This window comes from Rheinheimera sp. (assembly GCF_037442345.1).
Lineage (GTDB): Bacteria > Pseudomonadota > Gammaproteobacteria > Enterobacterales > Alteromonadaceae > Pararheinheimera.
On record NZ_JBBIQL010000004.1, the window covers coordinates 163153 to 187014 of the forward strand.

Annotated in this window: 22 protein-coding genes; 16 read left to right on the top strand and 6 right to left on the bottom strand. The window is 51.7% G+C overall.

Features of this window, described 5'->3' with window-relative positions:
• The first annotated feature begins 44 nt into the window (after nucleotides 1–44).
• Nucleotides 45–683: a pyridoxamine 5'-phosphate oxidase gene (pdxH, locus tag WKJ04_RS03635; protein WP_337879159.1), complete on the top strand. Its 639-nt coding sequence runs from the start codon at nucleotides 45–47 to the stop codon at nucleotides 681–683.
• On the top strand, nucleotides 674–1504 hold the full coding sequence (locus tag WKJ04_RS03640) for a TatD family hydrolase (protein ID WP_337879160.1): 831 nt from the start codon (nucleotides 674–676) through the stop codon (nucleotides 1502–1504). The genes pdxH and WKJ04_RS03640 overlap by 10 nt, the downstream gene beginning before the upstream one ends.
• Here WKJ04_RS03640 and WKJ04_RS03645 read toward each other — a convergent pair.
• Nucleotides 1477–2091 (bottom strand): hypothetical protein, encoded by a 615-nt coding sequence (locus WKJ04_RS03645; RefSeq protein WP_337843270.1) that lies wholly within the window; start codon nucleotides 2089–2091, stop codon nucleotides 1477–1479. The two genes, WKJ04_RS03640 and WKJ04_RS03645, sit on opposite strands and share 28 nt — an antisense overlap.
• Nucleotides 2092–2207: 116 nt before the next feature.
• Here WKJ04_RS03645 and serB point away from each other — a divergent pair, with 116 nt between their 5' ends.
• Nucleotides 2208–3170, top strand: a complete 963-nt coding sequence (gene serB, locus WKJ04_RS03650; RefSeq protein WP_337879161.1) for a phosphoserine phosphatase SerB — start codon at nucleotides 2208–2210, stop codon at nucleotides 3168–3170.
• Between the two features lie 3 nt (nucleotides 3171–3173).
• The gene (locus tag WKJ04_RS03655) at nucleotides 3174–4061 is read left to right on the top strand and encodes an alpha/beta fold hydrolase (RefSeq protein ID WP_337879162.1); all 888 of its coding nucleotides are present in this window, start codon (nucleotides 3174–3176) and stop codon (nucleotides 4059–4061) included.
• Here the strand turns inward: WKJ04_RS03655 and WKJ04_RS03660 are convergent.
• Nucleotides 4035–6563, bottom strand: a complete 2529-nt coding sequence (locus tag WKJ04_RS03660; protein ID WP_337879163.1) for a PilZ domain-containing protein — start codon at nucleotides 6561–6563, stop codon at nucleotides 4035–4037. The genes WKJ04_RS03655 and WKJ04_RS03660 overlap by 27 nt on opposite strands.
• A 108-nt stretch (nucleotides 6564–6671) precedes the next feature.
• Here WKJ04_RS03660 and radA point away from each other — a divergent pair, with 108 nt between their 5' ends.
• Complete coding sequence (radA, locus tag WKJ04_RS03665; protein ID WP_337879164.1) at nucleotides 6672–8030, top strand: DNA repair protein RadA; 1359 nt, start codon at nucleotides 6672–6674, stop codon at nucleotides 8028–8030.
• A gap of 42 nt (nucleotides 8031–8072) precedes the next feature.
• Here radA and WKJ04_RS03670 read toward each other — a convergent pair whose 3' ends face one another.
• Nucleotides 8073–8828: an outer membrane protein assembly factor BamD gene (locus WKJ04_RS03670; protein ID WP_337843275.1), complete on the bottom strand. Its 756-nt coding sequence runs from the start codon at nucleotides 8826–8828 to the stop codon at nucleotides 8073–8075.
• Nucleotides 8829–8956: 128 nt separating this feature from the next.
• Here WKJ04_RS03670 and rluD point away from each other — a divergent pair, with 128 nt between their 5' ends.
• The 3 genes from rluD to clpB all read left to right on the top strand — a co-directional run bounded on the left by rluD (nucleotide 8957) and on the right by clpB (nucleotide 13354).
• Nucleotides 8957–9931: a 23S rRNA pseudouridine(1911/1915/1917) synthase RluD gene (gene rluD, locus WKJ04_RS03675; RefSeq protein WP_337843276.1), complete on the top strand. Its 975-nt coding sequence runs from the start codon at nucleotides 8957–8959 to the stop codon at nucleotides 9929–9931.
• Nucleotides 9931–10674 carry a peptidoglycan editing factor PgeF gene (pgeF, locus tag WKJ04_RS03680; RefSeq protein ID WP_337879165.1) on the top strand — a complete coding sequence of 248 codons (744 nt, stop codon included), beginning with the start codon at nucleotides 9931–9933 and terminating at the stop codon, nucleotides 10672–10674. Before rluD ends, pgeF begins: the two co-directional genes overlap by 1 nt.
• A gap of 94 nt (nucleotides 10675–10768) precedes the next feature.
• The gene (clpB, locus tag WKJ04_RS03685; protein ID WP_337843278.1) at nucleotides 10769–13354 is read left to right on the top strand and encodes an ATP-dependent chaperone ClpB; all 2586 of its coding nucleotides are present in this window, start codon (nucleotides 10769–10771) and stop codon (nucleotides 13352–13354) included.
• Between the two features lie 83 nt (nucleotides 13355–13437).
• Here clpB and WKJ04_RS03690 read toward each other — a convergent pair whose 3' ends face one another.
• On the bottom strand, nucleotides 13438–14988 hold the full coding sequence (locus WKJ04_RS03690) for a PAS domain-containing methyl-accepting chemotaxis protein (protein ID WP_337879166.1): 1551 nt from the start codon (nucleotides 14986–14988) through the stop codon (nucleotides 13438–13440).
• A 94-nt stretch (nucleotides 14989–15082) separates the two neighbouring features.
• Between WKJ04_RS03690 and WKJ04_RS03695 the strand changes: the two genes are divergently transcribed.
• From WKJ04_RS03695 to WKJ04_RS03705, 3 genes are all read left to right on the top strand, one after another.
• The gene (locus tag WKJ04_RS03695) at nucleotides 15083–15538 is read left to right on the top strand and encodes a CBS domain-containing protein (RefSeq protein WP_337879167.1); all 456 of its coding nucleotides are present in this window, start codon (nucleotides 15083–15085) and stop codon (nucleotides 15536–15538) included.
• A gap of 148 nt (nucleotides 15539–15686) precedes the next feature.
• Entirely contained in the window at nucleotides 15687–17261 is a 1575-nt protein-coding gene (gene gshA / locus WKJ04_RS03700) for a glutamate--cysteine ligase (RefSeq protein ID WP_337879168.1), read from the top strand.
• Nucleotides 17262–17390: 129 nt separating this feature from the next.
• Nucleotides 17391–18008 carry a transglycosylase SLT domain-containing protein gene (locus WKJ04_RS03705; protein ID WP_337843282.1) on the top strand — a complete coding sequence of 206 codons (618 nt, stop codon included), beginning with the start codon at nucleotides 17391–17393 and terminating at the stop codon, nucleotides 18006–18008.
• On the opposite strand, the gene WKJ04_RS03710 is transcribed toward WKJ04_RS03705, so the two are convergent.
• Entirely contained in the window at nucleotides 18005–19282 is a 1278-nt protein-coding gene (locus tag WKJ04_RS03710; protein ID WP_337879169.1) for an HlyC/CorC family transporter, read from the bottom strand. The genes WKJ04_RS03705 and WKJ04_RS03710 overlap by 4 nt on opposite strands.
• Before the next feature lie 66 nt (nucleotides 19283–19348).
• Nucleotides 19349–20158 carry a cytochrome c biogenesis protein CcsA gene (gene ccsA, locus WKJ04_RS03715; protein WP_337879170.1) on the bottom strand — a complete coding sequence of 270 codons (810 nt, stop codon included), beginning with the start codon at nucleotides 20156–20158 and terminating at the stop codon, nucleotides 19349–19351.
• A gap of 133 nt (nucleotides 20159–20291) precedes the next feature.
• Between ccsA and ffh the strand changes: the two genes are divergently transcribed.
• The 5 genes from ffh (at nucleotide 20292) to rplS (ending at nucleotide 23780) form a co-directional block, all read left to right on the top strand.
• Nucleotides 20292–21659 (top strand): signal recognition particle protein, encoded by a 1368-nt coding sequence (gene ffh / locus WKJ04_RS03720; protein ID WP_337879171.1) that lies wholly within the window; start codon nucleotides 20292–20294, stop codon nucleotides 21657–21659.
• Between the two features lie 158 nt (nucleotides 21660–21817).
• Complete coding sequence (rpsP, locus tag WKJ04_RS03725) at nucleotides 21818–22069, top strand: 30S ribosomal protein S16 (RefSeq protein WP_337843286.1); 252 nt, start codon at nucleotides 21818–21820, stop codon at nucleotides 22067–22069.
• A gap of 25 nt (nucleotides 22070–22094) precedes the next feature.
• Nucleotides 22095–22622: a ribosome maturation factor RimM gene (rimM, locus tag WKJ04_RS03730; RefSeq protein WP_337879172.1), complete on the top strand. Its 528-nt coding sequence runs from the start codon at nucleotides 22095–22097 to the stop codon at nucleotides 22620–22622.
• A gap of 17 nt (nucleotides 22623–22639) precedes the next feature.
• Entirely contained in the window at nucleotides 22640–23398 is a 759-nt protein-coding gene (gene trmD / locus WKJ04_RS03735) for a tRNA (guanosine(37)-N1)-methyltransferase TrmD (protein ID WP_337879174.1), read from the top strand.
• Nucleotides 23399–23420: 22 nt separating this feature from the next.
• Nucleotides 23421–23780, top strand: a complete 360-nt coding sequence (rplS, locus tag WKJ04_RS03740) for a 50S ribosomal protein L19 (protein ID WP_337843288.1) — start codon at nucleotides 23421–23423, stop codon at nucleotides 23778–23780.
• Nucleotides 23781–23862: the final 82 nt, after the last annotated feature.

Here is a 23862-nt window from a genome sequence, read left to right on the forward strand (position 1 = left end):
TGGGGTCAGAGTACTACTCTGACCCCACTAGTTGGGAGCTGGCCATGAAAATTGATGATATCCGTCGCAGTTACACCTTAAATAAACTGGATGCAGAGCAGCTGAACCCGGATCCTATTGCTCAGTTTGAGTTGTGGCTTAAAGACGCGATCGCCGCCGAATTGCCGGACCCGACCGCTATGTGTGTGGCAACGGTCAGCCCGGATGGCCAGCCATCGCAGCGCCTCGTACTGCTCAAAGACGTCAGCTCTGAAGGTTTTGTGTTTTACACTAACCTGGGCAGCCGTAAAGCCACAGAGTTATCGCATAACCCCAAAGTCTGTCTGCATTTCCCCTGGCATCCGCTGGAGCGGCAGGTCATTGTATATGGCAGGGCTGAGCAGGTGCCAACCAGTCAGGTGCTCAGCTACTTTTTGTCCAGGCCCAAAGAAAGTCAACTGGCAGCCTGGGCGTCTGAACAGAGCCGCCCTGTGTCAACCCGTCAGGCCTTGTTGCAAAAGTTTGCCGAGATAAAACACAAATTCGAACAAGGCGAAGTGCCACTGCCATCCTTTTGGGGCGGCTTTCTGGTACGTCCGCATCAGATTGAATTTTGGCAGGGAGGCGAACACAGGCTGCATGACCGTTTTATGTACAACAAAACCGATGGCCAGAATTGGAGCATCGACAGGTTATGTCCATAAAAATAGCGTCAGAGGCAGGCCCAACCCTGCCTTTGTTGTTTGATACCCATTGTCATCTGGATTTGCCAGAGCTGCTGCCTCAGCTTGAGTTTCATCTGCAGCAGGCATGCGCCCTTGGCGTGCAGGCCGTACTGGTGCCCGCTGTAGAGCAAAAAAACTGGCTCCCGCTGCTCGCCTTGCAGCAGCAGTTTAAGTTTGATGTCGCCTTGGGGGTTCACCCCTGGTGGGCGGCCAGTGCACAGCTGAACGCCTTGGAGCAATTGCCGCAGCTGGCTGCGCAGCCAGAGGTCTGTGCTATTGGTGAAATTGGGCTGGATTATGCACTGGACGAAGCGACGTTTGCTGCGCAAGCGCTGTTTTTCAGTCAGCAACTGGCGATTGCCAAAGCACTGAAAAAACCAGTGGTGTTGCATCACCGCAAATCCATGGTGCAGTTACTGGCGGAAATTAAACTGCAGCAGTTTAATGAAGGCGGCATATTACACGCCTTTTCTGGCAGTTATCAGCAAGGCAAAGCCTTTATTGATTTAGGCTTTAAGTTGGGTATTGGCGGCACCATCAGTTATCAGAGAGCTGAAAAAACGAAAAAGGCGGTGAAGAAATTCCCGTTAGATGCGCTGGTGCTGGAAACCGATGCACCGGCGATGCCACTATCTGGTTTTCAGGGGCAGGTGAATACACCGGCTCAGCTGCGGTTGGTGTTTCAGGCATTGCTTGAGTTACGTTCTGAGCCAGCCACGCAGCTGGCCGCACAGCTGTGGCAAAACAGTTGTCAGGTGCTTCGGTTGAACGCTCAAAGCAGGTTGCTGGGTTCAGCCTGACGCTTTTTCCACAGCCGCTGCAGCAGGTGCAAAAAGCGGCTCCACAAGCCCCGGACCACAAAAGCAACCAGGCCGGCTACCCATAACATCCAGACCACTTGTTGCATCAGTTGTTGCCAGGCCTGAGTGACAGGCAGCAGGCTGGCATCCAGTTTCATACTGATCTTAATGTAACCAATGACCCGGCCGTCCTGCTCAATTTCCTGCACCAACGCCAGCAGTTCGGGTTGAAACTGCGGTGCATACATCACCAAAGCCGGAGAGGCGGACTTTGAGGCGGATAACTTGGCGCCGTTGGCGTCGTATACTACGACGTCCTGCAAATAGGGGGTATTGGCAATATGGGTGGTCAGTTGGTTCAGGCTTTCCAGCTGATCGTTGACTATTAAATAAGCCGCTGTATGGGATAAGGCCACCAGCGTAGAGCGCATCAACTCTTCACTTTGCTGCTGAAACAACTGCTCCCCTTGTTTATGGCTGGTCCACCACCACTGGCTCAGCACCAGAATACCCAAAGCCACCAGCACCACCTGGGCCAGGCGGTACAAACGGGATTTTTTTTCCTGATTACCGAACTGAAATTGCATAAGTAGGCTTAAGTTTTGCGCTGACATCTGCCGAAAAATGTCGGTAGAATGCCATGGCAACAGATTGAAGTACAGGTGGCAGTTTGAGCTTTTCAGAATCAAAACAAGTAAGTGCGATGTCTATCAATGAGTTAGTGCAGTTGCTTTCGCAAGGCCCTTTACAATTGCAACTGGGCGGGGTCACTGGTACGGCAGCAGCTGCCACCAAGGCGGTGGCCCGTATCCGGCTCTTTGGTGGTTCAATAACCATCAGTCATTTGTCGGAACTCGGTGTTTTGTTGGGCGAGCAAAGTGTTGTATTGAGCCTGGTTCAACCCCATCCGGATTTAACACCCGCTTATCAGTTCAGCCTGAGCAGCATACCAACGCCAGAATTTCTGCAGCATTTGTCGGATTGGGCACTGGCTGCAGGGCTGGAATTGGTCTGCCAAACGACCTTCCCCACCTTACGCAAGCCTGGTGTGCTGGTTATGGATATGGATTCGACCGCTATCCAGATTGAATGCATTGATGAGATTGCCAAATTGGCAGGCACAGGTGAACAAGTGGCCGCAGTCACAGCCCGCGCGATGAACGGCGAGCTGGATTTCGCCCAAAGCTTACGGGAGCGGGTGGCGACCTTAGCCGGTGCGTCATCCGGTATTTTGCAGCAGGTACTGGATGCGCTTCCGCTGATGCCGGGGTTGGAGACTCTGGTGACCAAATTGCAGCAACAACAGTGGCAGGTGGTGATCGCTTCGGGTGGCTTTACCTTTTTTACCGAAGCCTTAAAACAGCGTCTGCAGTTAACCGCCACTTTTGCCAACCAACTGGACATTGTGGATGGGCATTTAACTGGCCTGGTACTGGGAGACATAGTGGATGCTCAGTACAAAGCCAGGGTGGTTGAACTGATCCGGCAGCAATATGACATTGCCCCTGAGCAGACCGTGGCTATTGGGGACGGTGCCAACGACTTACCTATGCTGGCTCAAGCTGCATTGGGCGTCGCGTTTCATGCCAAACCCAAAGTGCAGGCGCAGGCCAAAGCCGCTATCCGGCACGGCTCGTTACTGCAGTTGCTGTATTTACTGGATTAACAGATGCAGCACAGGCAACAGTCCCTTTGGCTCAAGGTCAGCCATTATCAGCTCCATCTGCGCCAGCTTATTCCTGCCCAGCCCAACGGGCATAGAGTGCTGATGCTGCACGGTGCTATCGAAAACAGCCGGATTTTTTACAACGAAAAAGGCCGGGGTTTCGCTTGTTTTCTGGCAGATATGGGGTTTGAAGTCTATTGTGCTGATTTCGCCGGACGTGGCCAGTCCATTCCTGTCGCCAGCCGCCACTTTAACCATAGTCAGAATCAATTAATCACAGCTGATATTCCGGCTTTGATCCGTCACCTGACGCAGGCAGAGCCTGTGCATCTGATCGCCCACTCCTGGGCCGGTGTGGTGCTGGCGGCGGCATTAGCGCGTCAGCCTGAGTTGCTGCCTTTGGTACGCTCTGTGCTGACCTTTGGCAGCAAACGTTGCATCAGCGTACAGGGCTGGCAAAGGCGGCTGCATATTGACTGGGTCTGGAACCGGCTTGGGCCTCTGTTATGCAAAGTTTATGGGTATTTGCCCGCCCGGCAATGGCGCTTTGGTGCAGACAATGAACCGGCCCAGTATTTGCTGGATACTATTCCCTGGATCCGTGGTGAGGCCTTTACAGATATCAGTGATGGCTTCAATTATGCCAATGCCTGCAAACATCTGAACTGGCCGCCGAGCTGGCATTTGGCTGCGGTGAATGACCGGCTGTTGGGGCATCCGCAGGATGTGCTGGCGTTTTTGGCTGAAACAGGCCTGGATGCAGGCCGCTTTACGCTGCTGGGCAAAGCGACCGGCTATAAGATGGATTATGATCATATTTCAATGTTGACGGCGGCCACAGCCCGTGAGGACCACTTTGTGCAGTTAGCCGACTGGCTTGGACGCCAGTAACAGCTGGCGCTGCTGGCGTTGCTTTTCAACAAGCTCAGTGGGCACCTGATAACGTGTCATGACTTCTTCAGTGATGTCCTGCACTTCACCTACACCCACCACACTCCAGAGCTCTTCTTCCAGCACTTTGGCTTTGTGAATGGCGTAGGTACTGACATAGCCCAGTTCTTTGGCAATATGCTCTGTGTCAGGTCGGCCTGTGCGGGACAAAAATATCCGGTAGGCGAACAGCAGGCCTTGTTGCAGGCTTTCTTCAATAAAGAGTTTACGCTGATTGGCTGTCGGCAAATCAAAGTCAAATTCGGTTAGCAGACTCTGCTCTGTTGTGCCTTGTTCAGGAAGGTAACGCAAATACACTTCGTAGCGGAAAGGCAGTTCCTGCCGTTTCATCTTTTTCAACTGGTTGGCAAACTGCAGGTTTGTTGCATTGTTTTTTAGCAAAGGTTGCAGGTTAAGCTCACCGTCAGCTGGCGTAAAACGCTGCAACAGCCGATGCAAGGTGCTTGGCGTTGCGCCTTGCGCCACCACATCCATATGGTAGCGGATACCCTGGCGATGTATGTAAAACACAAAGCAATTCAGGGCTTTGAGGTACATATTGCGCAGCGCAGGCCCTAAACCAGGGAATTTAGGTGTTTCTTCTGCCATGGTCAGTTTGCTGCGATTATTGGCGATCAGTTGCTGGAAAAACTGTTTGCCCTGATGGTCATTCGTTTTATCAATAATGCGCAGGTTCATAATCAGTTTATTTTTGCTGACGGCCATCACCTCATAAGGCAGTTGGGTCAGCTTGTGTTTATTGGTAATTTTCTGCATTTGTGGCAGGGTAATTTCTACCTGGTCGCCGCGTTCAAAATCAACGGGCTCAACACACTCAATTTGCAGGCCTTTACTGGAGAAATCCCGGGTGAACCCCCGCACATCGGCCATTTCTCCGTCACCAACCAACACGTCAGTCCGGTACAGAAAGCGGCTTTCTGAACGCAGATTGACATAATGTACTGCCGCCGCTTCAATGGCGGGCAGGCTGTCCAGCTTGGCATGGCCGAAGATTTTCAGCTGATTCAGCAAACTTTGGTCCAGGGCCGTGCGTTGGTACTGAGCGGTACTTTCGGTGGTGTTGAGTTCAGTCAGGCTGGCGACGTAACGCAGCTCTTTAATGAAATTGGCGATCAGGGGGCTGGGTGGTTGGTTCAGCTTCTGAATTTCCTGACTGGCGCTGCTGGGTAAGGACAGTTTGCTGTGTGCATGAGCCGGATTGGTTCGGCTGATATGCAAATGAAAGACGCGCCAGCTGGGCTTTTGTGAACCAAAACCAATAAATACCTGACGCAACGCAGCGGACTGCGCCAGTTCATCTGCTGTCGCTGAATAAAAAAACAACCGCCCTTTGGCCGCATGAGTAAATGTATACAAAACAGTACTTTGTTCAGCACTGGATAAACACTGTTTCAGGCGCCGGGCTGACAGCAACTGGGACAACACATTCTGACGTTGTTCATCCTGAAAATAATGCAGGACCGATCGGTTGTTTTCTGTTGTCAAAGCGCAGAGTGGTGTCGCTTTGCCGTCATTGACAGCCAGAAAAACCGGTAATGTGGTCATCCGGGGTAAAAAAAACTGCTCGTAGCCTTTGACATAAACGGCCTGGTAAGTGTTGTCGAGATTCACTTTATAACGGCGTTTGTTGCCATGGATAAAGTTTTGCAGAAAGTCGGTAAAACCTTTTTCATGCTCCAGCGGTAAACGTTTTAACCTCAGGTACACCCCTTTATCGGCCGGTTCCTGTTCTATCACCTGATAAGGAATACCTTCGGTCAGGCCCAAGGCAAATTCCTGCTCGAGGCCCCGGAAAAAGATGGCTACTTTTTGCCCCGGCTGGAAGATGAGTTCTCTTTGCACCTTGATTTTGCAGCCTGAGACTGATAAATCGCTGGTGGTGGCAAAAAGCCGGTCCTGGTTGTCCAGCACCAACTCGATATCAATGGAAAAATTCATCCGCTCTTCAGCGCGGCTCTGATATTCAGCAAACTTAATCAACTGAACGGTTTTCTGTTCTGTCTGTTCTGTCTCTTCCTCTTCGTCCGTTGCCAGCAGAGGAGAGACAGCCGGGCCCCGGTTTTGTTTGCGTTGTGCCTGCTCTTGTTGGTAACGGACCCGGTGATTGTTGCTGGTGTTACTGACGTCTTCGAATACACCCACAGTGTAACGGCTGTATTGTTTTATACCTTTTTCGAAGGTCCGGATGGCTACATCGTCCATGTAGTGGGTCTGTCCGTTAAACTCGTAAGGACGGACTTCACCATCCACCCGGCCTCGCAGATCAATATAATAAGAACAAGGCTGACCCAGGCGTTTGAGTTCCATTTTGATCAGAAACTGTTTGGACTTTGGCAACTCTTCGGTCAATAGCTTAAACACCTGGTCAAAATCAGGTGTGTTGATCAGGGGTTTTAAGCGTTCGATCACCCCTAAGTGTTCAGCTAAATCGGAAGTTGTCATCTGTATTCTGATCCGTGTTTCGAATGTCACTTCGTCAATAAAGTGTTGTACATTATGAATATTAAAGCTTAAAAGCAATATTCATGCCTTCATAGCAAAGAGAGAAAAATGGCAAAAACCAAAACCGCCTATGTCTGTAATGATTGTGGTGCAGACTTTGTGCGCTGGCAGGGACAATGTACCGAGTGCGGAGCCTGGAATACCATCAGCGAAGTGCGGCTGGCGAGCGCCACCAAATCAGCCCGGTTTGATGGCTACGCCGGCGCCACTGTGGCTAAAGTAGTGCGGCTGGATCAAGTGGACTTGCAGGAAGTCCCGCGGTTCAGCTCGGGTTTTGCGGAATTTGACCGCGTCTTGGGGGGCGGCATAGTGCCAGGCTCAGCCATTCTGATTGGCGGCAGCCCCGGAGCCGGAAAAAGTACCTTGTTGTTGCAGATCATGTGTGGCCTGGCGCAATCAGGAAAAGCACTTTATGTCACTGGTGAGGAATCACTGCAGCAAGTGGCGATGCGGGCACACCGTTTAGGTTTACCTACCCAGCAACTGCTGATGCTGGCGGAAACCAGTGTTGAGACTATCTGCCAGCTGGCACAGCAGGAAAAGCCTCGCATTATGGTGATTGACTCCATTCAGGTGATGCAGATGGCAGACATTCAGTCGGCACCGGGCTCTGTGTCACAGGTGCGGGAAAGTGCGGCTTACCTGACCCGTTTTGCCAAACAAAACCACATTGCCGTCATTATGGTGGGGCATGTCACCAAAGACGGGTCACTGGCGGGGCCCAAGGTGCTGGAGCACTGTATTGACTGCTCAGTGTTGCTGGACGGTGATTCAGATAACAGATACCGCACACTGCGCAGCCATAAAAACCGCTTTGGTGCTGTCAATGAGCTGGGGGTTTTTGCGATGACAGGGCAGGGCATGAAAGAAGTGAAAAACCCTTCAGCCATATTTTTAAGCCGCGGTAAAGAAGACACTCCGGGTTCCATTGTGATGGTGCTTTGGGAAGGCACCCGGCCTTTGTTGGTGGAAATACAGGGGCTGGTGGATTATTCACCCCTGAACAACCCGCGACGCGTTACCTTGGGCATGGAACAAAACCGCATTTCCATGCTGCTGGCGGTGATGCACCGTCACGCTGGTATTCAGATGGTAGACCAGGATGTCTTTGTCAATGTGGTGGGGGGCGTCAGGGTCAATGAAACAGGTGCAGATTTGGCAACCCTGCTGGCACTGGTCTCCAGCTTTAAAAACAAAGCCTTGCCCAATGAGTTGGTGGTATTTGGTGAAGTCGGGCTTTCCGGTGAAATCCGCCCTGTGCCCAGTGGTCAGGAGCGTTTGAAAGAAGCGGCCAAACATGGCTTTAAGCGCGCTATAGTGCCGCATGGCAACGCCCCCAAAGAGCCTATTGCCGGTATGACAGTGATTGGCGTGACGAAATTATCGGAAGCGCTGGACGCTTTATAGCCACAAAAGGATGGGGTCAGAGCTTGACTCTGACCCCAAGGCTTAAAATTCAGCGGTATTGGGGAAATTCAGCATCAGCACGGCTTTGGCGTCATCCCGCAGCTTCGTCAGGCCCAGCTCATCGTAACTTTGCACCATCAGCCGCAATGCCTGCTCGACCTGAGGGGAATCCCGGTAATATTCCACCACATACTTGGCGCGGTTGGCCGCAGCCAGGTGGGCGCCACGACGGGTGTAATAATCAGCGATAATCAATTCATGCCGCACCAGTTTCTCTTTAATGCTCTGCATACGCAGCTTGGCATCCTGAGCGTATTTGCTGGTGGGGTAGGTGCTGACCAGAATTTTTAAATCATCAAAAGCCTGACGGGTACTGGCCATATCACGGTCGGCTCTGTCGATACCGACAAACTCGTGGAACGAATTTTCATCAGCCTTTAAGTTGCTCAGGCCCCGCATGTAATAGACATAATCCAGATCCGGGTGATTCGGGTTCAGGCGGATAAAACGGTCAATACTGGCCAGCGCCTGTTTGGTGTCGCCACTCTGGTAATAAGCGTAAATCAGATCCAACTGCACCTGGCGTGACAAAGGTCCAAAGGGATAACGGCTCTCCATCGCTTTGAGCAGCTCAATGGCCCTGCTGTATAACCCGGAGTCCAGCACGTTTTTGGCTTCATCATAAAGTTGCTGGGCGCTTTGGTTGGTATTGACCAGTTGCTCTTCTGGGTCTTTGGTGCCAGCGCACGAGGCCAGCGTCAGTGCCATGGCTATGGCCGCTAAAAAATTCAGTTTCATTGAAAAATCCACTACTACTTTGAGCCTGTTGGCTATTTAGTCCGGCGTAAAACCGTTAAACTAGCGCCTTTGACGGCCTGATTCTAACTCAGACAGCCGAGTGTGCCCACAGGATAACTGGTTCCGACATGACAAAACAGCTAAAACTCGCAGAAATTGTTCCCGATCATTTATTTGGCAAGCGCTTAGATCAGGTGCTGGCCGAAATGTTCCCGGATTATTCGCGTTCCAGAATAAAAGACTGGATCCTGGCGGATTGGGTTCAGGTGAATGGCCGGGTCTGCAATACCCCCAGAGAAAAACTGATGGGGGGCGAGGCCATTCAGATTGATGCCCAGTTACCGGACGATGAACGTTTTGAAGCTGAAGCCATTGACCTGACTATTGTCTATGAGGATGAGCATATCCTGGTGATCAACAAACCGGCCGGTTTGGTGGTACACCCGGGTGCCGGCAACCCGGAAGGGACTTTGCTCAATGCGCTGTTGCACCATTGTCCGTCAATAGCCGAAGTACCGCGCGCCGGTATTATTCACCGCCTGGATAAAGACACCACCGGACTGATGGTGGTGGCGAAAACCATTCCGGCGCAGGTGCATTTAGTCGATGCGATGCAGCACCGCGAAATTACCCGTGAATACGAAGCGATTTGCCATGGCATTATGACGGCGGGTGGCACAGTGGACGAGCCTATTGGCCGTCACCCGACCAAACGAACCCATATGGCGGTCACCACCTCGGGCCGTCCGGCGGTGACGCATTACCGGGTGATGGAAAAATTCCGCGCCCATACCCGGCTGCGTTTGCGGCTGGAAACCGGCCGCACCCATCAAATTCGTGTGCATATGACCTACATCAACCACCCATTGGTTGGTGACCCTGTGTATGCCGGCCGTCCGCGCCCGCCACGTAAAGCCAGTGAAGAGTTACTGACTATTTTCCGCAGCTTTAAACGTCAGGCGTTGCATGCAGCTATGTTACGTCTGGCTCACCCTATCACCAGCGAGATTATGGAATGGCATGCACCAGTGCCGGACGATATGGTGCAACTGACGTTGGCGCTGCGTGCGGATACCGAAGAGCACGGCCTGGATTTTGCCTGATGAACGGCGTGCTCAGAGCAGACTGGCCGGCACCTGCCCATGTGCATACGGCCATCAGCACCAGGTTGAATGGTTGCTCTGTCGCTCCTTATGCCAGCCTGAACCTGGGCAGTCATGTGGCCGATGATCCGGTGCTGGTGCAGCAGAACCGGCAGCACTGGCAACGGCTGGCGGCGTTACCTGCCGAGCCTTATTGGTTAAATCAGGTCCACAGCACCCTCTGTGTGGATTTGACCCAAGCTGACTTTAGTGCTGGTGCTGTCACTGCAGATGCCGCCTTTACCACAAAAGCACTGCAGGTCGCGACGGTACTGACCGCCGACTGTTTGCCTGTGTTGTTTTGTGATCAGGCAGGAACAGCGGTGGCTGCGGCTCATGCCGGCTGGCGTGGCCTATGTGATGGGGTGTTGGAACAGACGTTGGCACATTTTCCAGACAACTCAGAAGTACTGGCCTGGTTAGGCCCCGCCATTGGCCCAGCCGCTTTTGAAGTGGGTGATGACGTGCTGGCAGCTTTTATAGCGCGGCAGCCGCAGGCAGAGCAGGCCTTTAAAGCGGTAGCCGGAAAATCCGGCAAGTGGCGGGCGGATCTTTATCAACTGGCCCGTCTGCGGTTGCAGGCTGCAGGTGTCCGGCAAATCTACGGTGGCGGTTTTTGCACTTACACTGATGAAAGCCGTTTTTATTCCTACCGTCGCGACGGCCAGACCGGACGTATGGCGTCCTGCATCTGGTTAAGCTGATCTAAGTCAAATTTTTGACGTTTTCCGCTTGAAAAAACAACGGTCAGGCGCAATCTTAGCAAACAACAGCAAAAACTGATTTGCGGAGATCTTTATGAGACTTGACCGTTTTACCAGTAAATTTCAAATGGCGATCGCTGATGCGCAGTCTCTGGCATTGGGGCGCGATCACGCTTATATCGAACCTGTACACCTGATGTATGCCTTGCTGAACCAGGAAGGCAGTTCAGTCAAAGAGCTGTTCAGCAAAATTGGCACCAATCCACATGAATTACGTTCCAAGCTGACGCAGGCGCTGGAGCGTTTACCTAAAGTGGAAGGGGGGGATGCCTCTGTTCAGTTGTCCGGAGCCAGTGGTCAGCTGTTAAATCTGTCGGATAAATACGCGCAAAAACGCAAAGATCAGTATATTTCCAGTGAGCTCTTTGTGTTGGCTGCCACTGAAGATAAATCCGAGCTGGGTACTATTCTGCGCCTGTTAGGGGTGGAAAAAGCCGCAGTGGAAAAAGCCATAGAGGAACTCAGAGCAGGCCAGAATGTGGATGACCCCAACGCAGAAGACAGCCGCCAGGCATTGAGTAAATACACTATCGACCTGACCGAAAGAGCAGAAGCTGGCAAACTGGACCCGGTGATAGGCCGGGATGAAGAGATCCGTCGGTGTATTCAGGTGTTGCAGCGGCGCACCAAAAACAACCCAGTGCTTATTGGTGAACCCGGAGTGGGTAAAACCGCCATAGTCGAAGGCCTGGCGCTGCGCATTATCAACAAAGAAGTGCCGGAAGGCTTAAAAGACAAGCGGGTGTTGTCGCTGGACATGGGGGCTTTATTGGCCGGTGCCAAATACCGCGGTGAATTTGAAGAGCGCTTAAAGGCGGTGCTGAATGAACTGGCAAAAGAAGAAGGCCGGGTCATTCTGTTTATTGATGAAATTCATACCATGGTCGGGGCTGGTAAAGCCGATGGGGCTATGGACGCCGGCAATATGCTCAAACCTGCACTGGCCCGTGGTGAGCTGCATTGCCTGGGGGCCACCACTTTGGACGAATACCGTAAATACATTGAAAAAGACGCGGCGCTGGAGCGGCGTTTCCAGAAAGTGCTGGTGGACGAACCCTCAGTGGAAGACACCATTGCTATTTTACGCGGTTTAAAAGAGCGGTATGAACTGCACCACGCGGTTGAAATCACTGACCCGGCTATAGTAGCAGCCGCGACTTTGTCACACCGGTATGTCAGTGACCGTCAGCTGCCGGATAAAGCCATCGATCTGATTGACGAAGCCGCCTCCAGTATCCGGATGCAAATAGACTCAAAACCGGAAGAACTGGATCGGCTGGAGCGGCGCATTATTCAGCTGAAGCTGGAAGAAAATGCGTTGTCGAAGGAAACCGACGACGCATCAAAAAAGCGCAAAGACAGCATTCTGGAGCAAATTCGTGAACTGGATGCCAGGTACAACGAGCTGGATGAAGTCTGGACTTCCGAAAAAGCCGCGTTGCAGGGTACGCAAAATATCAAAGCTGACCTGGAGCAAGCCCGGCTGGATATGGAAGTGGCGCGCCGTGCCGGCGATTTAAACCGGATGTCGCAGCTGAAGTACGAACGCATTCCGACGCTGGAAAAACGGCTGGATTTAGCCTCGCAAGCCGAAATGCATGAAATGAAACTGCTGCGCCACAAAGTGACGGACAACGAAATTGCCGATGTGTTATCCAAAGCCACTGGCATCCCGGTCAGCAAAATGCTGGAGGGAGAACGCGACAAATTATTGCGCATGGAGCAAGAGCTGCAAAAACGGGTGGTCGGGCAGCAGGAAGCGGTCAGCGCCGTATCCAATTCGATTCGCCGTTCCCGTGCAGGCCTGGCCGATCCGAACAAACCCATTGGGTCCTTTTTGTTTTTAGGCCCGACTGGTGTGGGTAAAACCGAGCTGACCAAAGCTTTAACACAGTTTTTGTTTGATACCGAAGATGCGCTGGTGCGCATTGATATGTCGGAGTTTATGGAAAAACATGCGGTGTCCCGCCTGGTCGGTGCGCCTCCGGGGTATGTCGGGTATGAAGAAGGCGGCTACCTGACCGAAGCGGTGCGGCGTAAGCCTTATTCGGTGGTGTTGCTGGATGAAGTCGAAAAAGCCCATCCAGATGTGTTTAATATTCTGCTGCAGGTGTTGGATGATGGCCGTTTAACCGATGGCCAGGGCCGCACAGTCGACTTTAAAAACACTGTGATTATTATGACGTCCAACCTGGGCTCGGATCTGATTCAGGAGCATTACCAGCATCAGAGCTACGACGAGATGAAAAACATGTTGATGGAGGTGTTAAGCCGTCAGTTCAGGCCTGAGTTTTTAAACCGGCTGGACGAAACTGTGGTGTTCCATCCACTGGACAATGCGCATATCCGACATATTGCAGCCATTCAACTGGAACGGTTGCGTAAGCGTCTGGCGGACAGGGAGTTTGGCCTGGATGTCACAGATGCGGCGCTGGATTTGCTGGCCGAAGCCGGCTTTGATGCGGTGTACGGTGCACGGCCACTGAAACGGGCCATTCAGCAGCATATAGAAAACCCGCTGGCGCAAACCTTGTTGCGTGGCGAGATAGCTCCCCGCTCTGTGATTCGGGTGGATGCTGCATCAGGGCAATTCAGTATTCAGGCCGCACGAATGCAATAATGCTGTGTTGCGGCAGGATCGCGTGACTTGTGAAACTAAAAAGGCCCGTTGAACCACGGGCCTTTTTGCTGTTTTGGTGCAGCTTATTCAGCGGAGAAGGTTTTGCTCAGATTGGCAATTTCTGCCGCTTGTTGGTGCAAACGCTGGTTGGTGTCGGAGACCAGTCCCATATTGCCCATGTTTTCCTGAGCAATTTGCTGAATGCTGTCGACATTCTGCGCCACTTCGGCCGCCACCTGGCCTTGTTGAGTGGCCGCAGTAGCTATTTGTGCGGACAGATGGTCAATGGTATTGACCATCGCGACTATGTCTTTCAGTTGCACTGTGCTGCGCTGCGTTTGGGTCACACAATCTTCCACCTGCTCACGGCTTTGCAGCATAGTTTTACCCCAGCTCAGCAAAGTTTGTTGTATTTCCGCGATGGAGCGCTGGATCTGCTCTGTCGCATTGTGAGTGCGTGAAGACAGAGCCCGGACTTCATCGGCCACGACCGCAAAACCACGGCCATGTTCGCCGGCCCTGGCCGCTTCAATGGCGGCATTCAGCGCCAACAGGTTGGTCTGATCGGCAATGCCCTGAATTTCGGTCATCACGGCGCCGATACGTTCCGCCTCCACCGCCAGGTTATCTGCGGTACTGGCCGCACCCTGAACTTCCACCGCCAGTTTTTTCACTGTGCTGGCGGTCAGTTCCATCACCTGTTCTGCCTGCTGGCAGATCTGCTGGGCTTCGCCCACTTTGGCGTTGGTTTCACTGGTGCGAAGGGCAATATCCTGCACTGTATGGCTCAGCTCTAAGGTGGCAGAAGCGATAGATTCCAACTGGACTTTTTGTTGTCCTATGCCGCGTTCTGTCAGATGCACCGCTTCTTCCAGGGTGTCGGCAATGCGGGTCAGCTGGCTGGTGCTGTCTTTGGTACGGCCCAGTACGGTGCGCAGACGGGCTTGCTGCAATTGATGGCGGAAGGTGGCAACAGAGAATGCTGTGCGTCCGGCATAGACATAACGTGAGACCGAATCAAATTGGTGTTGAATGGCTTTGAGTTCAGCAGGGATAGCCAGTATTTCCTGATGCATCAGTGTCAAAAAAGCCAGTGGCAATAATGCGGCTACCAGGAACCAGGCAGACCATAACAATGAACCTGCCAGCACAGTGACCAGACTCAAAGCCAAAGTGAGCATCAGGCGCAGGCTGGAGTTCTCCCGGAAGCTGTTTACTTTTTTGCCGGTATTGATCGCGTTGTAGCAACGTTCAGCCCGTTGTACCAGTTCACGGGTTGGTTTGACCCGGACGGATTGGTACCCAACCAGTTGCTGGTCGCGATAAATAGGTGTGACATACGCATCGACCCAGTAATAACGGCCATCTTTGCAGCGGTTTTTTACCATGCCTCGCCAGGACTGGCCCAGTTTCAGCTTTTGCCATAAATCGGCAAAGGCTGCTGCCGGCATATCCGGATGACGTACCAAATTGTGGTTTTTTCCGATCAGCTCTTCAGCTTCATAGCCAGCCACCTGGCAAAATGCCGGGTTGGCATAAGTGATGACTCCGCGTAAATCCGTGGTAGACACCAGTTCCAGGCCGGCGTCGTACTGTACTTCCTGATCGACAACATGATGATTGCGGCGATTCATGGCCTATCCTTTCCTTTTTCTAAGTCATTCGGTTAATCTGATGATCTTACGTATTATTTCAAACTCAACCTGAATAAGCGAGCCAGGAACTGTTATGCAAGTGGCTGCCATTATGTCCCGTAAGCTGGTGACTGTGGGTCCGGACGCGACCCTGGCACAGATCCGGGTAATTTTTGAATCGGCGAAGTTTCAGCATTTGCCTGTGCTGGACAGCAGCAAACGGCTGGTGGGTATTTTGTCTGTGAAGGATTACTTTAAAGCCTTAAGCCCAGTGATGGAGACTGCGTCTGAGCCTACACTGGAGCTCTTTCTGTCCAGCCGTCGGGTCAAACACCTGATGACGAGCCCGGTGATCTCTGTGACTGCAGATTACCCTGTGGTGCATGCGGCCGCCTTATTGCTCAAACACAATATCAGTTGCCTGCCAGTGGTCGACAAGGACCTGATTGCGCTTGGAATTGTGTCATGGAAAGACATTATGCGGGTGGTGGTACTGCAAAGTAGCAAGAGGGCGCGTCTGAACTACGGGCGCAGGGAAGAAGAGGAATAACAGCTGCCGCAATGGATGCCGCCATTTCGGTGGTAGTTTGCTTGAGATCTGTCGATCTCTGGCCTGGTTTGCAACGCGTCAGCCCACTTGTTTTTTATCTGTTGACTCCCCATAACAGCGAAGCTCAACACTTAACTAAGGATCCAGCTTGAGTCATTTCCTTGAACAGCGCCTGCAGCAGCTTGGCACCGACAGTTTTCGCGCCGCTATCACCGGGATCCGCAGAGGTCTGGAGCGGGAAACATTACGTATTCATCCCGATGGTCGCCTGGCCCAGACTGACCACGCCAAAGCTTTAGGGTCGGCGTTGACCCATCCGCTGATCACCACAGATTTTTCGGAGTCTTTGCTTGAGTTTATTACACCAGCTCAAAGCTCTATTGATATCACTTTGCAACAACTGACGGATATTCATAAGTTTGCGCTCAGTCAAATGGGCGAAGAACAGCTGTGGCCTGGTTCGATGCCTTGTTTTATCCGCGATCAGGATGAAATCAGGTTGGCGCAGTATGGTTCGTCCAATGTGGGGCGGATGAAAACTCTGTACCGTCAGGGCCTGAAAAACCGTTATGGCAGTATGATGCAGGCCATCAGCGGTGTTCATTTTAATTTTTCTATTCCGGCAGAGTTCTGGCGTTTGTATCAGCAGCAGCTTGGCAATACGGACGAATTACAGGATTTTATCTCCACTCAGTACCTGCATCTGATCCGCAATTACAAGCGTTATGTATGGCTGGTGGTTTATCTGTTTGGCGCCTCTCCAGTGATGTGTCAGTCTTTTTTGCAGGGCAGGCAGCCGAAGTATCAGTTCCAGACCTTAGGCAAAGGCTCCATTTATCTGCCTTATGCAACCTCTCTGCGTATGAGCGATTTGGGGTACACCAATAACGCACAGTCCAGTCTGAACATCAGCTATAACTCTTTGCCTGACTATATTCAGGGCCTGCGTCAGGCTATTTCGACGCCGTCACCGCAATACCAGGAGATTGGGGTGAAAGTGGATGGTCAATACCGCCAGTTGAACGGCAATATTCTGCAGATTGAAAACGAATTTTACTCAACAATCCGACCCAAACGCACCACCCAAAGTGGCGAGCGACCTACCTGTGCCTTAAAGCGTCGTGGTGTGGAATACATCGAGGTTCGTTCACTGGATGTCAACCCCTTTAGTCCTGTTGGCATCAGTGCCGAGCAGATGCGCTTCCTGGATTTGTTCCTGCTGTATTGTCTGCTCGAGCAAAGCCCTCTGATGACAGCGGAGCAGCAGGCACAGACGGAGCTCAATTTACGTCAAGTGGTCACCGAAGGACGACGCCAGAGTCTTGAATTGCTGGATGCAGAACATCCAAGGCTGATGCTGGATTGGGCAGAACAAATTTTTGCGGACCTGATGCCAATAGCGCACTGGATGGATGAAGCTCATGGCTCTGAGTGGTATCAGAAGGCATTAAAAGAGCAGTATCTGGCCTTGCTTGATCCAGCTAAAACTTTGTCAGGCCGTTGGTTAGGGCAGATTATGTCATTGCAGCGCGACCATGGCTGTTATGCGCTGGAACTGTCGGCAAACTACAAGCAGTATTTTGCCGGGCAGCAATACGGCTTTTATCAGCAATCTCAGTTAGAACAGATGGCTGCTGAATCGCTTCGGCAACAGCAGCAGGTCGAGCAGGCGGATACCCAGAGTTTTGACCAGTACCTGCAAGACTACTTTGTGGATTTATAAATAAAAAAAGGCCAGCGAAGCTGGCCAGGAACACTAAGGATAAGGTAAATCCAGGGATGAAAAACAAAAACTTGGTTGAATCCGTTCAACAGGTTAGTCTGAACCGGCGACAAAAAAGTTCTGGGTCTGATGAAAAAAATTAAAAATTCTTTATTTACCTTAGCCTGTCTTAGCCTATTGAGTGGTTGTGCTGTGTCGCCGCCGCAGAATAAAGAGAACCTCTGCGAAATTTTCCGTGAACATGAAGATTGGTACCATGCGGCGGCCGATGCACGGGACCGCTGGAAAGTTCCAGTGCATGTGCCTATGGCCATTATGTATCAGGAAAGCAGCTTTCAACACGACGCACAGCCACCGATGCAGTATTGGTTCGGCTTTATTCCGGTTGGGCGAGCCAGTACGGCCTATGGTTATGCGCAGGTGAAAGATGAAACCTGGGATGACTATGCGCGGGAAACCAATGGTTATTTTGCCAGCCGCAGTGATTTTGCCGATGCCATCGACTTTATGGGGTGGTATATCGACAAAAGCAACCGGGTGAATGGGGTGGCCAAAACCGACGCTTACGGTCAGTATCTGAATTACCACGAAGGCTGGGGCGGTTATCAACGTGGCACTTACCGGAAAAAAGCCTGGTTGATGCAGACGTCCCGGCTGGTGCAGCAGCGCTCGGCCCGGTACCAGCAACAGCTGCAGTCTTGTGAGGACGAATTTAAACGAGGCTGGTTTTGGGGCTTGTTTGATTAAGATGCAGTGGTTGTGGCTGGTTTGGGCTTTAAACGCACTGTCTTAATCATGTTGTCTTGAATTTCAGTAATTTCCAACACGCAGCCATACAGCATCAGGCTTAAATTGGTTTCTGGTATATCTTCCAGATATTCCAGAACCAGACCATTGAGGGTTTTTGGACCATCGGTCGGGAAATTCAGTTGTAAATCGCGGTTCAGGTCGCGCAGGTTGATACCTCCTTCCACCAGATAACAGCCTTCTTTCTCCAATTTAATTTCGTCGTTTTGTTGCTGGGCGACGTCTGTGGTGAAGGTGCCGACCACTTCTTCCAGTATATCTTCCAGCGTGACCAGCCCCTGAATGTCACCAAACTCATCAACGACCAGACCGATACGCTCTTTGGAGCTTTGGAATTTTTGCAGTTGAGTATGCAGTGGAGTATTCTCGGGGATAAAATAAATTTCCCGTACTGCCCGCAATAAACTGGCTTTGGTCAATTGCTCTTTTAACGCAAGGCGGGCCAAATCACGGCTGTGTAAAAAACCCAAGGCGTCGTCGATGCTGTCGCGGTAGAGCAAAATGCGGTTGTGTTGGCTGCTACTGAGTTGGCGCACAATGTCTTTCCAGTCATCATTGATGTCAATGCCATACAGCTCGTTGCGTGGCACCATAATGTCTTCGACTGTAGCTTTTTCCAGGTCCAATACCCCCACCAGCATGCTCTGATGCTGCTCGGGCAACAAAGCGCCGGCTTCATGCACCACAGTACGCAGCTCTTCTGAACTCAGGCTGTGGCCATGGTGTTGTTCCGCCTTGACGCCAAGCCAGCCTAACAGGGTGTTACAGATTTTATTCAGTAACCAGACCAAAGGAGCCAGCAGTTTCATCAGAGGCTTGAGCACAATGGAGGCTGGAAAGGCGACCCGCTCAGGGTGAAGCGCGGCCAGGGTTTTAGGCGTGACTTCCCCAAAAATCAGGATCACCAGGGTCAGGCCCACTGTCGCTACTGCGATGCCGTAGTCACCATAAAGGCGCATGCCTATCAGGGTGGCAATGGCGGATGCGGCTATATTGACCAGATTGTTGCCAATCAGGATCAGGCCTATCAGACGATCACGGCGCTCCAGCATCTTGCTGACCCGCAGCGCACCTTTATGCTGTTCATTGGCCTGATGTTTCAGCTTGTACGGATTGACCGACATCATGCCGGTCTCAGAGGCAGAAAAAAAAGCAGAACACAACACCAGCAACCCTAACAGGATAAACAGAGTTGCTGTGGAGATTTGATCCAAACTGGAATTACCTCTTACTGAACTGGAGTTCTATTAAATATGCTGGTGCAGCCTGCAAGTCAAGCTTTAGCTCAGCCGATCTAACAGGATCTCACGGACAAAGCGGCTGCCAAAATAAGATAAGGTCAGCAAAATACTGCCGGTAAAAGTCAACGCTATCGCTACTCTGCCGCGCCAGCCCAGACGGGCATGGCCCCACAGCAACAGGACAAACACCAAAAAGGCCAGAGAACTCAGTACATTTTTATGCAGGTGCTGCAGTTCAAACCAGTGCTCGGTAAACAAGGCGCCGCTGAGCAGAGTCAGGCCCAGCAGTACGGTACCGGCAAGCAGCAGGCGGAACTGCAGGGACTCCACCTGAAGTAAAGGAGGCAAGAACTGATTACCCAACAGAAAATCTTTCTGTTTCAACTTATGGCTGATGTAGCTGACCTGCACCGAATGCAAAGTGGCGACTATCAGCAGAGCGTAAGCAACAAAGGCCACAATAATATGCATCAGCAAGGCGGGCGTTTGCTCAAAATGCTGCACCTTCAGCGCACTGGGCAATACCAGAATGGCCAACTGATTGAGCGCCGCAAAACCATAAACAATAGGAAGCAACAGTACAGCCGGGGTGCGCAGTGCTGACAGGGTGATCACAATCACGATGAGCCAGCAGACTAAGGAAATGACATTGAGCAGGCTGAAGTTTTGTCCGCCACCGGCAAAAATGCTGTCGGCCAGAAAGATGCCATGGCAGGCAATAGCCAGCACCGCTAACGCGAAAACCAGCTTGTAGTTTAACCCCTTAGGGCTGACCAGCCTGGATAACACCAGCATTGTTGCACTGAGATATGCCAGCAGTGCAACACTGGGAAACAGCATAAAAGACATAAACCCTATCCCGTAATTCCTTTCTTCCCTCATTCTATTGCAAACCGCTCGCATTTGTCAGCCGTTGTTACGGGCTGACGTAAAGAGAGGGCTGGGGTATAATCCGCACAGTTTCTGTTGAGGTAGGCCAGTTATGTTTGAGAATCTGTCGGATCGTTTAACCAAAACGCTGAAAAATATCAGTGGCCGGGGCCGCCTGACCGAAGAAAATATAAAAGAGACGCTGCGTGAAGTGCGCATGGCGCTGTTGGAAGCGGATGTGGCTTTGCCTGTGGTACGGGATTTCGTCAATCAGGTGAAAGAGCGTTCTGTGGGTCTGGAAGTCAGCAAAAGTCTGACACCTGGTCAGGAGTTTCTGAAGATTGTCCGCAAAGCGCTGGAAGAAGCGATGGGGCAAGCCAATGAAGAGCTGGCACTGAACACTCAGCCGCCGGCTGTGGTGCTGATGGCGGGTTTGCAAGGTGCGGGTAAAACCACTTCTGTGGGTAAACTGGCCAAGTTCTTAAAAGAGCGGAAAAAGAAAAAAGTATTGGTGGTGTCTGCGGACGTGTACCGTCCTGCCGCTATTAAGCAGTTAGAAACGCTGGCGAAAGATGTGGGGGTGGAGTTTTTCCCCAGTGACATCAGCCAGGCCCCTGTGGCTATTGTGAATGCAGCTATTGAGCACGCCCGTCTGAAGATGTTTGACGTGCTGCTGGTCGATACCGCTGGCCGGCTGCACGTTGACGAAGAAATGATGGGTGAAATCAAAGCGCTGCATGCGGCAGTGAAACCTATCGAAACTCTGTTTGTGGTGGACGCCATGACAGGTCAGGATGCCGCCAATACCGCCAAAGCCTTTAACGAAGCGTTGCCGCTGACCGGTGTGATTCTGACCAAAGCGGACGGTGATGCCCGCGGTGGTGCTGCCTTATCCATCCGTCATATCACAGGGAAGCCGATTAAATTTATCGGTATGGGTGAAAAAACCGACGCATTGGAACCTTTCCATCCGGACCGTATTGCTTCCCGTATTCTGGGTATGGGCGATATGCTCAGTCTGATCGAACAGATTGAGCAAAAGGTGGACCGGGAGCAGGCGGCCAAGGTGGCTGCCAAGGTGATGAAAGGCCAGGGCTTCAGCCTGGAAGATTTTCGTGACCAATTGGTACAGATGCGTAACATGGGCGGCATGATGTCGATGCTGGAAAAAATGCCGGGCATGAAAAATCTGCCGGCTGGCGCCATGGAGCAGGTGGGTGATAAGCAATTCAAGAAACTGGAAGCCATTATCAATTCGATGACAAAAAAAGAACGCCAGTTTCCGGATCTCATCAAAGGCTCCCGGAAAAAACGTATCGCTTCTGGCTCCGGCACTCAGGTGCAGGACGTGAATCAGTTGCTGAAACAATTTACTCAGATGCAAAAGATGATGAAGCAAATGTCCGGCAAAGGCGGCCTGATGAAGATGATGCGGGGCTTGGGCGGCAAATTGCCACCCGGTATGCTTCCTCCACGTTAAGGAGCTGTAGAACGGCTTTGCGGGCTGCTCAGAAACCCAGCCGTATGGCCCGAAACTCCTTGCAAAACAGGAAAAAATCAGTACAATTCTGCGACCCCACGGTCTGACCGCGGGGTTTGTTATTTTTTAAAAAACCTGAACGATAAATAGAGGACGGTATGGTAACTATTCGTTTACAACGTGGTGGCGCGAAAAAGCGTCCATTTTACCAAGTTGTGGTAGCGGACAGCCGTTTTGCTCGTGATGGCCGTTTTATTGAGCGCGTGGGTTTCTTCAACCCAATCGCTGGCGGCACTGAAGAGAAAACGCGTATTGATTTAGAGCGTGTAGACCACTGGGTTGCACAAGGCGCTTCGTTAAGCGACCGCGTAGCTTCTCTGGTTAAAGCTCTGAAAAAAGCTGCTGCTTAATAGCTAGGCCGGTGGGAGTAAGGGCTTGAAAAGTTCTGATTTAGTTGTCTTAGGTAAGTTTGGTGCTGTTTATGGCATCAACGGGTGGCTAAAAGTTAACTCCTATACCGATGTCCCGGAAGGGATTTTTGACTACACACCCTGGCAGATTCAATTGCAGGGTAACTGGCGTCAAGTGCAAATCTCCAGTTGGAAACGTCATAGCAATGGCTTGATTGTTAAACTGGCAGACGTGAACGACCGAGACCAGGCTCAGGTGCTGGTAAACGCAGAAATCGCTGTAGAGCGGGCGTCATTACCGGAACTGGAGCAAGGGGATTACTACTGGCGTGACCTGATGGGTATGGCGGTGGTAAACCTTGAGGGTTATCACTTAGGTGAAGTGGTCGACATGATGGAAACTGGCTCGAACGACGTTTTAGTCTTAAAAGCCAATAAAACCGATGCATTTGGCAAAAAGGAACGCCTGTTGCCATTTTTGACGGACTCCGTCATTAAAGAGGTGAACAGAGCGGAAGGGCGTATCTCAGTTGACTGGGATCCTGATTTCTGATGTCGCAACAACCCTCTTTGTGGGTCGGTGTTATTACACTCTTTCCACAAATGTTTGATGCCATTACGCAATCCGGAGTTACCAGCAGGGCCGTGAAACAGGGGCTGCTTCAGGTAAAGTGTTGGAACCCGCGGGATTTTACCTCGGACAAACACAAAACCGTCGATGACAGACCTTATGGTGGCGGACCTGGTATGCTGATGATGGTGCAGCCACTGACAGACGCGATTCGCGCTGCCAAACAAGCTGCAGGGGGAGATGTACACACGATTTATTTGTCGCCGCAAGGCCGCAAACTGGATCAACAAGGTGTACAGGAACTGGCCCGGCACCTGAAACTGCTCTTAGTAGCAGGCCGTTACGAAGGCATTGATGAACGCGTAATCGAAAACGAGATTGACGAAGAATGGTCAATTGGTGATTACGTGCTGAGTGGGGGCGAATTGCCTGCGATGACGCTGATTGATGCGGTGTCGCGACTGGTACCAGGTGTACTTGGGCATGAACAGTCCGCTGAACAGGACTCCTTTGCGTCCGGTTTGTTAGACTGCCCGCACTATACAAGACCAGAAGTGTTAGATGGCAAAGAGGTTCCGCCGGTGTTGCTGAGCGGACACCATGAAAATATAAGACGCTGGCGTCTGAAACAGTCCTTAGGCAGGACCTGGTTAAGACGGCCGGATATGTTAAATGCCCTGGCTCTGACTAAGGAGCAACGCAAATTACTGGATGAGTTCCAAAAGGAACACCAGGCGTTGCAGCAACACGATAGTTAATTCCAGGTAAAGTGAGATTGTTATGAGCAAAGTTAGCCAAAACATCATCAAAGAACTTGAAACCGAACAGCTGAAACAAGACGTTCCTGCGTTTGCACCAGGTGACACAGTTGTGGTTCAGGTTAAAGTTAAAGAAGGTGACAAAGTACGTCTGCAGGCGTATGAAGGCGTGGTTATCGCTAAGCGTAACCGTGGTCTGCACTCTTCATTCACAGTACGTAAAATTTCGAACGGCGAAGGCGTTGAGCGTGTATTCCAGACGCACAGCCCGCTGATCGACAGCATCACGCTGAAACGTCGTGGTGCCGTACGTCGTGCCAAGCTGTACTTCTTACGCGATCGTTCAGGTAAATCAGCGCGTATCCGCGAAAAGCTTAACTAAGCACGGAAGGCTGCCTCAGGGCAGCCTTTTTTTATTTTCAGCCCCTAAACCACCTGCTTCAGCAGGTGGTTATCATCGAAAA

Excerpts from the sequence above, each read along its gene's own strand:
- ffh (WP_337879171.1), top strand. The coding sequence starts at position 20,292 with ATGTTTGAGAATCTGTCGGATCGTTTAACCAAAACGCTGAAAAATATC.
- serB (WP_337879161.1), top strand. The coding sequence starts at position 2,208 with ATGTCTATCAATGAGTTAGTGCAGTTGCTTTCGCAAGGCCCTTTACAA.
- ccsA (WP_337879170.1), bottom strand. The coding sequence starts at position 20,158 with ATGTCTTTTATGCTGTTTCCCAGTGTTGCACTGCTGGCATATCTCAGT.
- WKJ04_RS03705 (WP_337843282.1), top strand. The coding sequence starts at position 17,391 with ATGAAAAAAATTAAAAATTCTTTATTTACCTTAGCCTGTCTTAGCCTA.
- WKJ04_RS03645 (WP_337843270.1), bottom strand. The coding sequence starts at position 2,091 with ATGCAATTTCAGTTCGGTAATCAGGAAAAAAAATCCCGTTTGTACCGC.
- rluD (WP_337843276.1), top strand. The coding sequence starts at position 8,957 with ATGACAAAACAGCTAAAACTCGCAGAAATTGTTCCCGATCATTTATTT.
- WKJ04_RS03670 (WP_337843275.1), bottom strand. The coding sequence starts at position 8,828 with ATGAAACTGAATTTTTTAGCGGCCATAGCCATGGCACTGACGCTGGCC.
- WKJ04_RS03640 (WP_337879160.1), top strand. The coding sequence starts at position 674 with ATGTCCATAAAAATAGCGTCAGAGGCAGGCCCAACCCTGCCTTTGTTG.
- rplS (WP_337843288.1), top strand. The coding sequence starts at position 23,421 with ATGAGCAAAGTTAGCCAAAACATCATCAAAGAACTTGAAACCGAACAG.
- WKJ04_RS03695 (WP_337879167.1), top strand. The coding sequence starts at position 15,083 with ATGCAAGTGGCTGCCATTATGTCCCGTAAGCTGGTGACTGTGGGTCCG.
- WKJ04_RS03690 (WP_337879166.1), bottom strand. The coding sequence starts at position 14,988 with ATGAATCGCCGCAATCATCATGTTGTCGATCAGGAAGTACAGTACGAC.
- clpB (WP_337843278.1), top strand. The coding sequence starts at position 10,769 with ATGAGACTTGACCGTTTTACCAGTAAATTTCAAATGGCGATCGCTGAT.
- WKJ04_RS03660 (WP_337879163.1), bottom strand. The coding sequence starts at position 6,563 with ATGACAACTTCCGATTTAGCTGAACACTTAGGGGTGATCGAACGCTTA.
- WKJ04_RS03655 (WP_337879162.1), top strand. The coding sequence starts at position 3,174 with ATGCAGCACAGGCAACAGTCCCTTTGGCTCAAGGTCAGCCATTATCAG.
- radA (WP_337879164.1), top strand. The coding sequence starts at position 6,672 with ATGGCAAAAACCAAAACCGCCTATGTCTGTAATGATTGTGGTGCAGAC.
- pdxH (WP_337879159.1), top strand. The coding sequence starts at position 45 with ATGAAAATTGATGATATCCGTCGCAGTTACACCTTAAATAAACTGGAT.
- pgeF (WP_337879165.1), top strand. The coding sequence starts at position 9,931 with ATGAACGGCGTGCTCAGAGCAGACTGGCCGGCACCTGCCCATGTGCAT.
- rpsP (WP_337843286.1), top strand. The coding sequence starts at position 21,818 with ATGGTAACTATTCGTTTACAACGTGGTGGCGCGAAAAAGCGTCCATTT.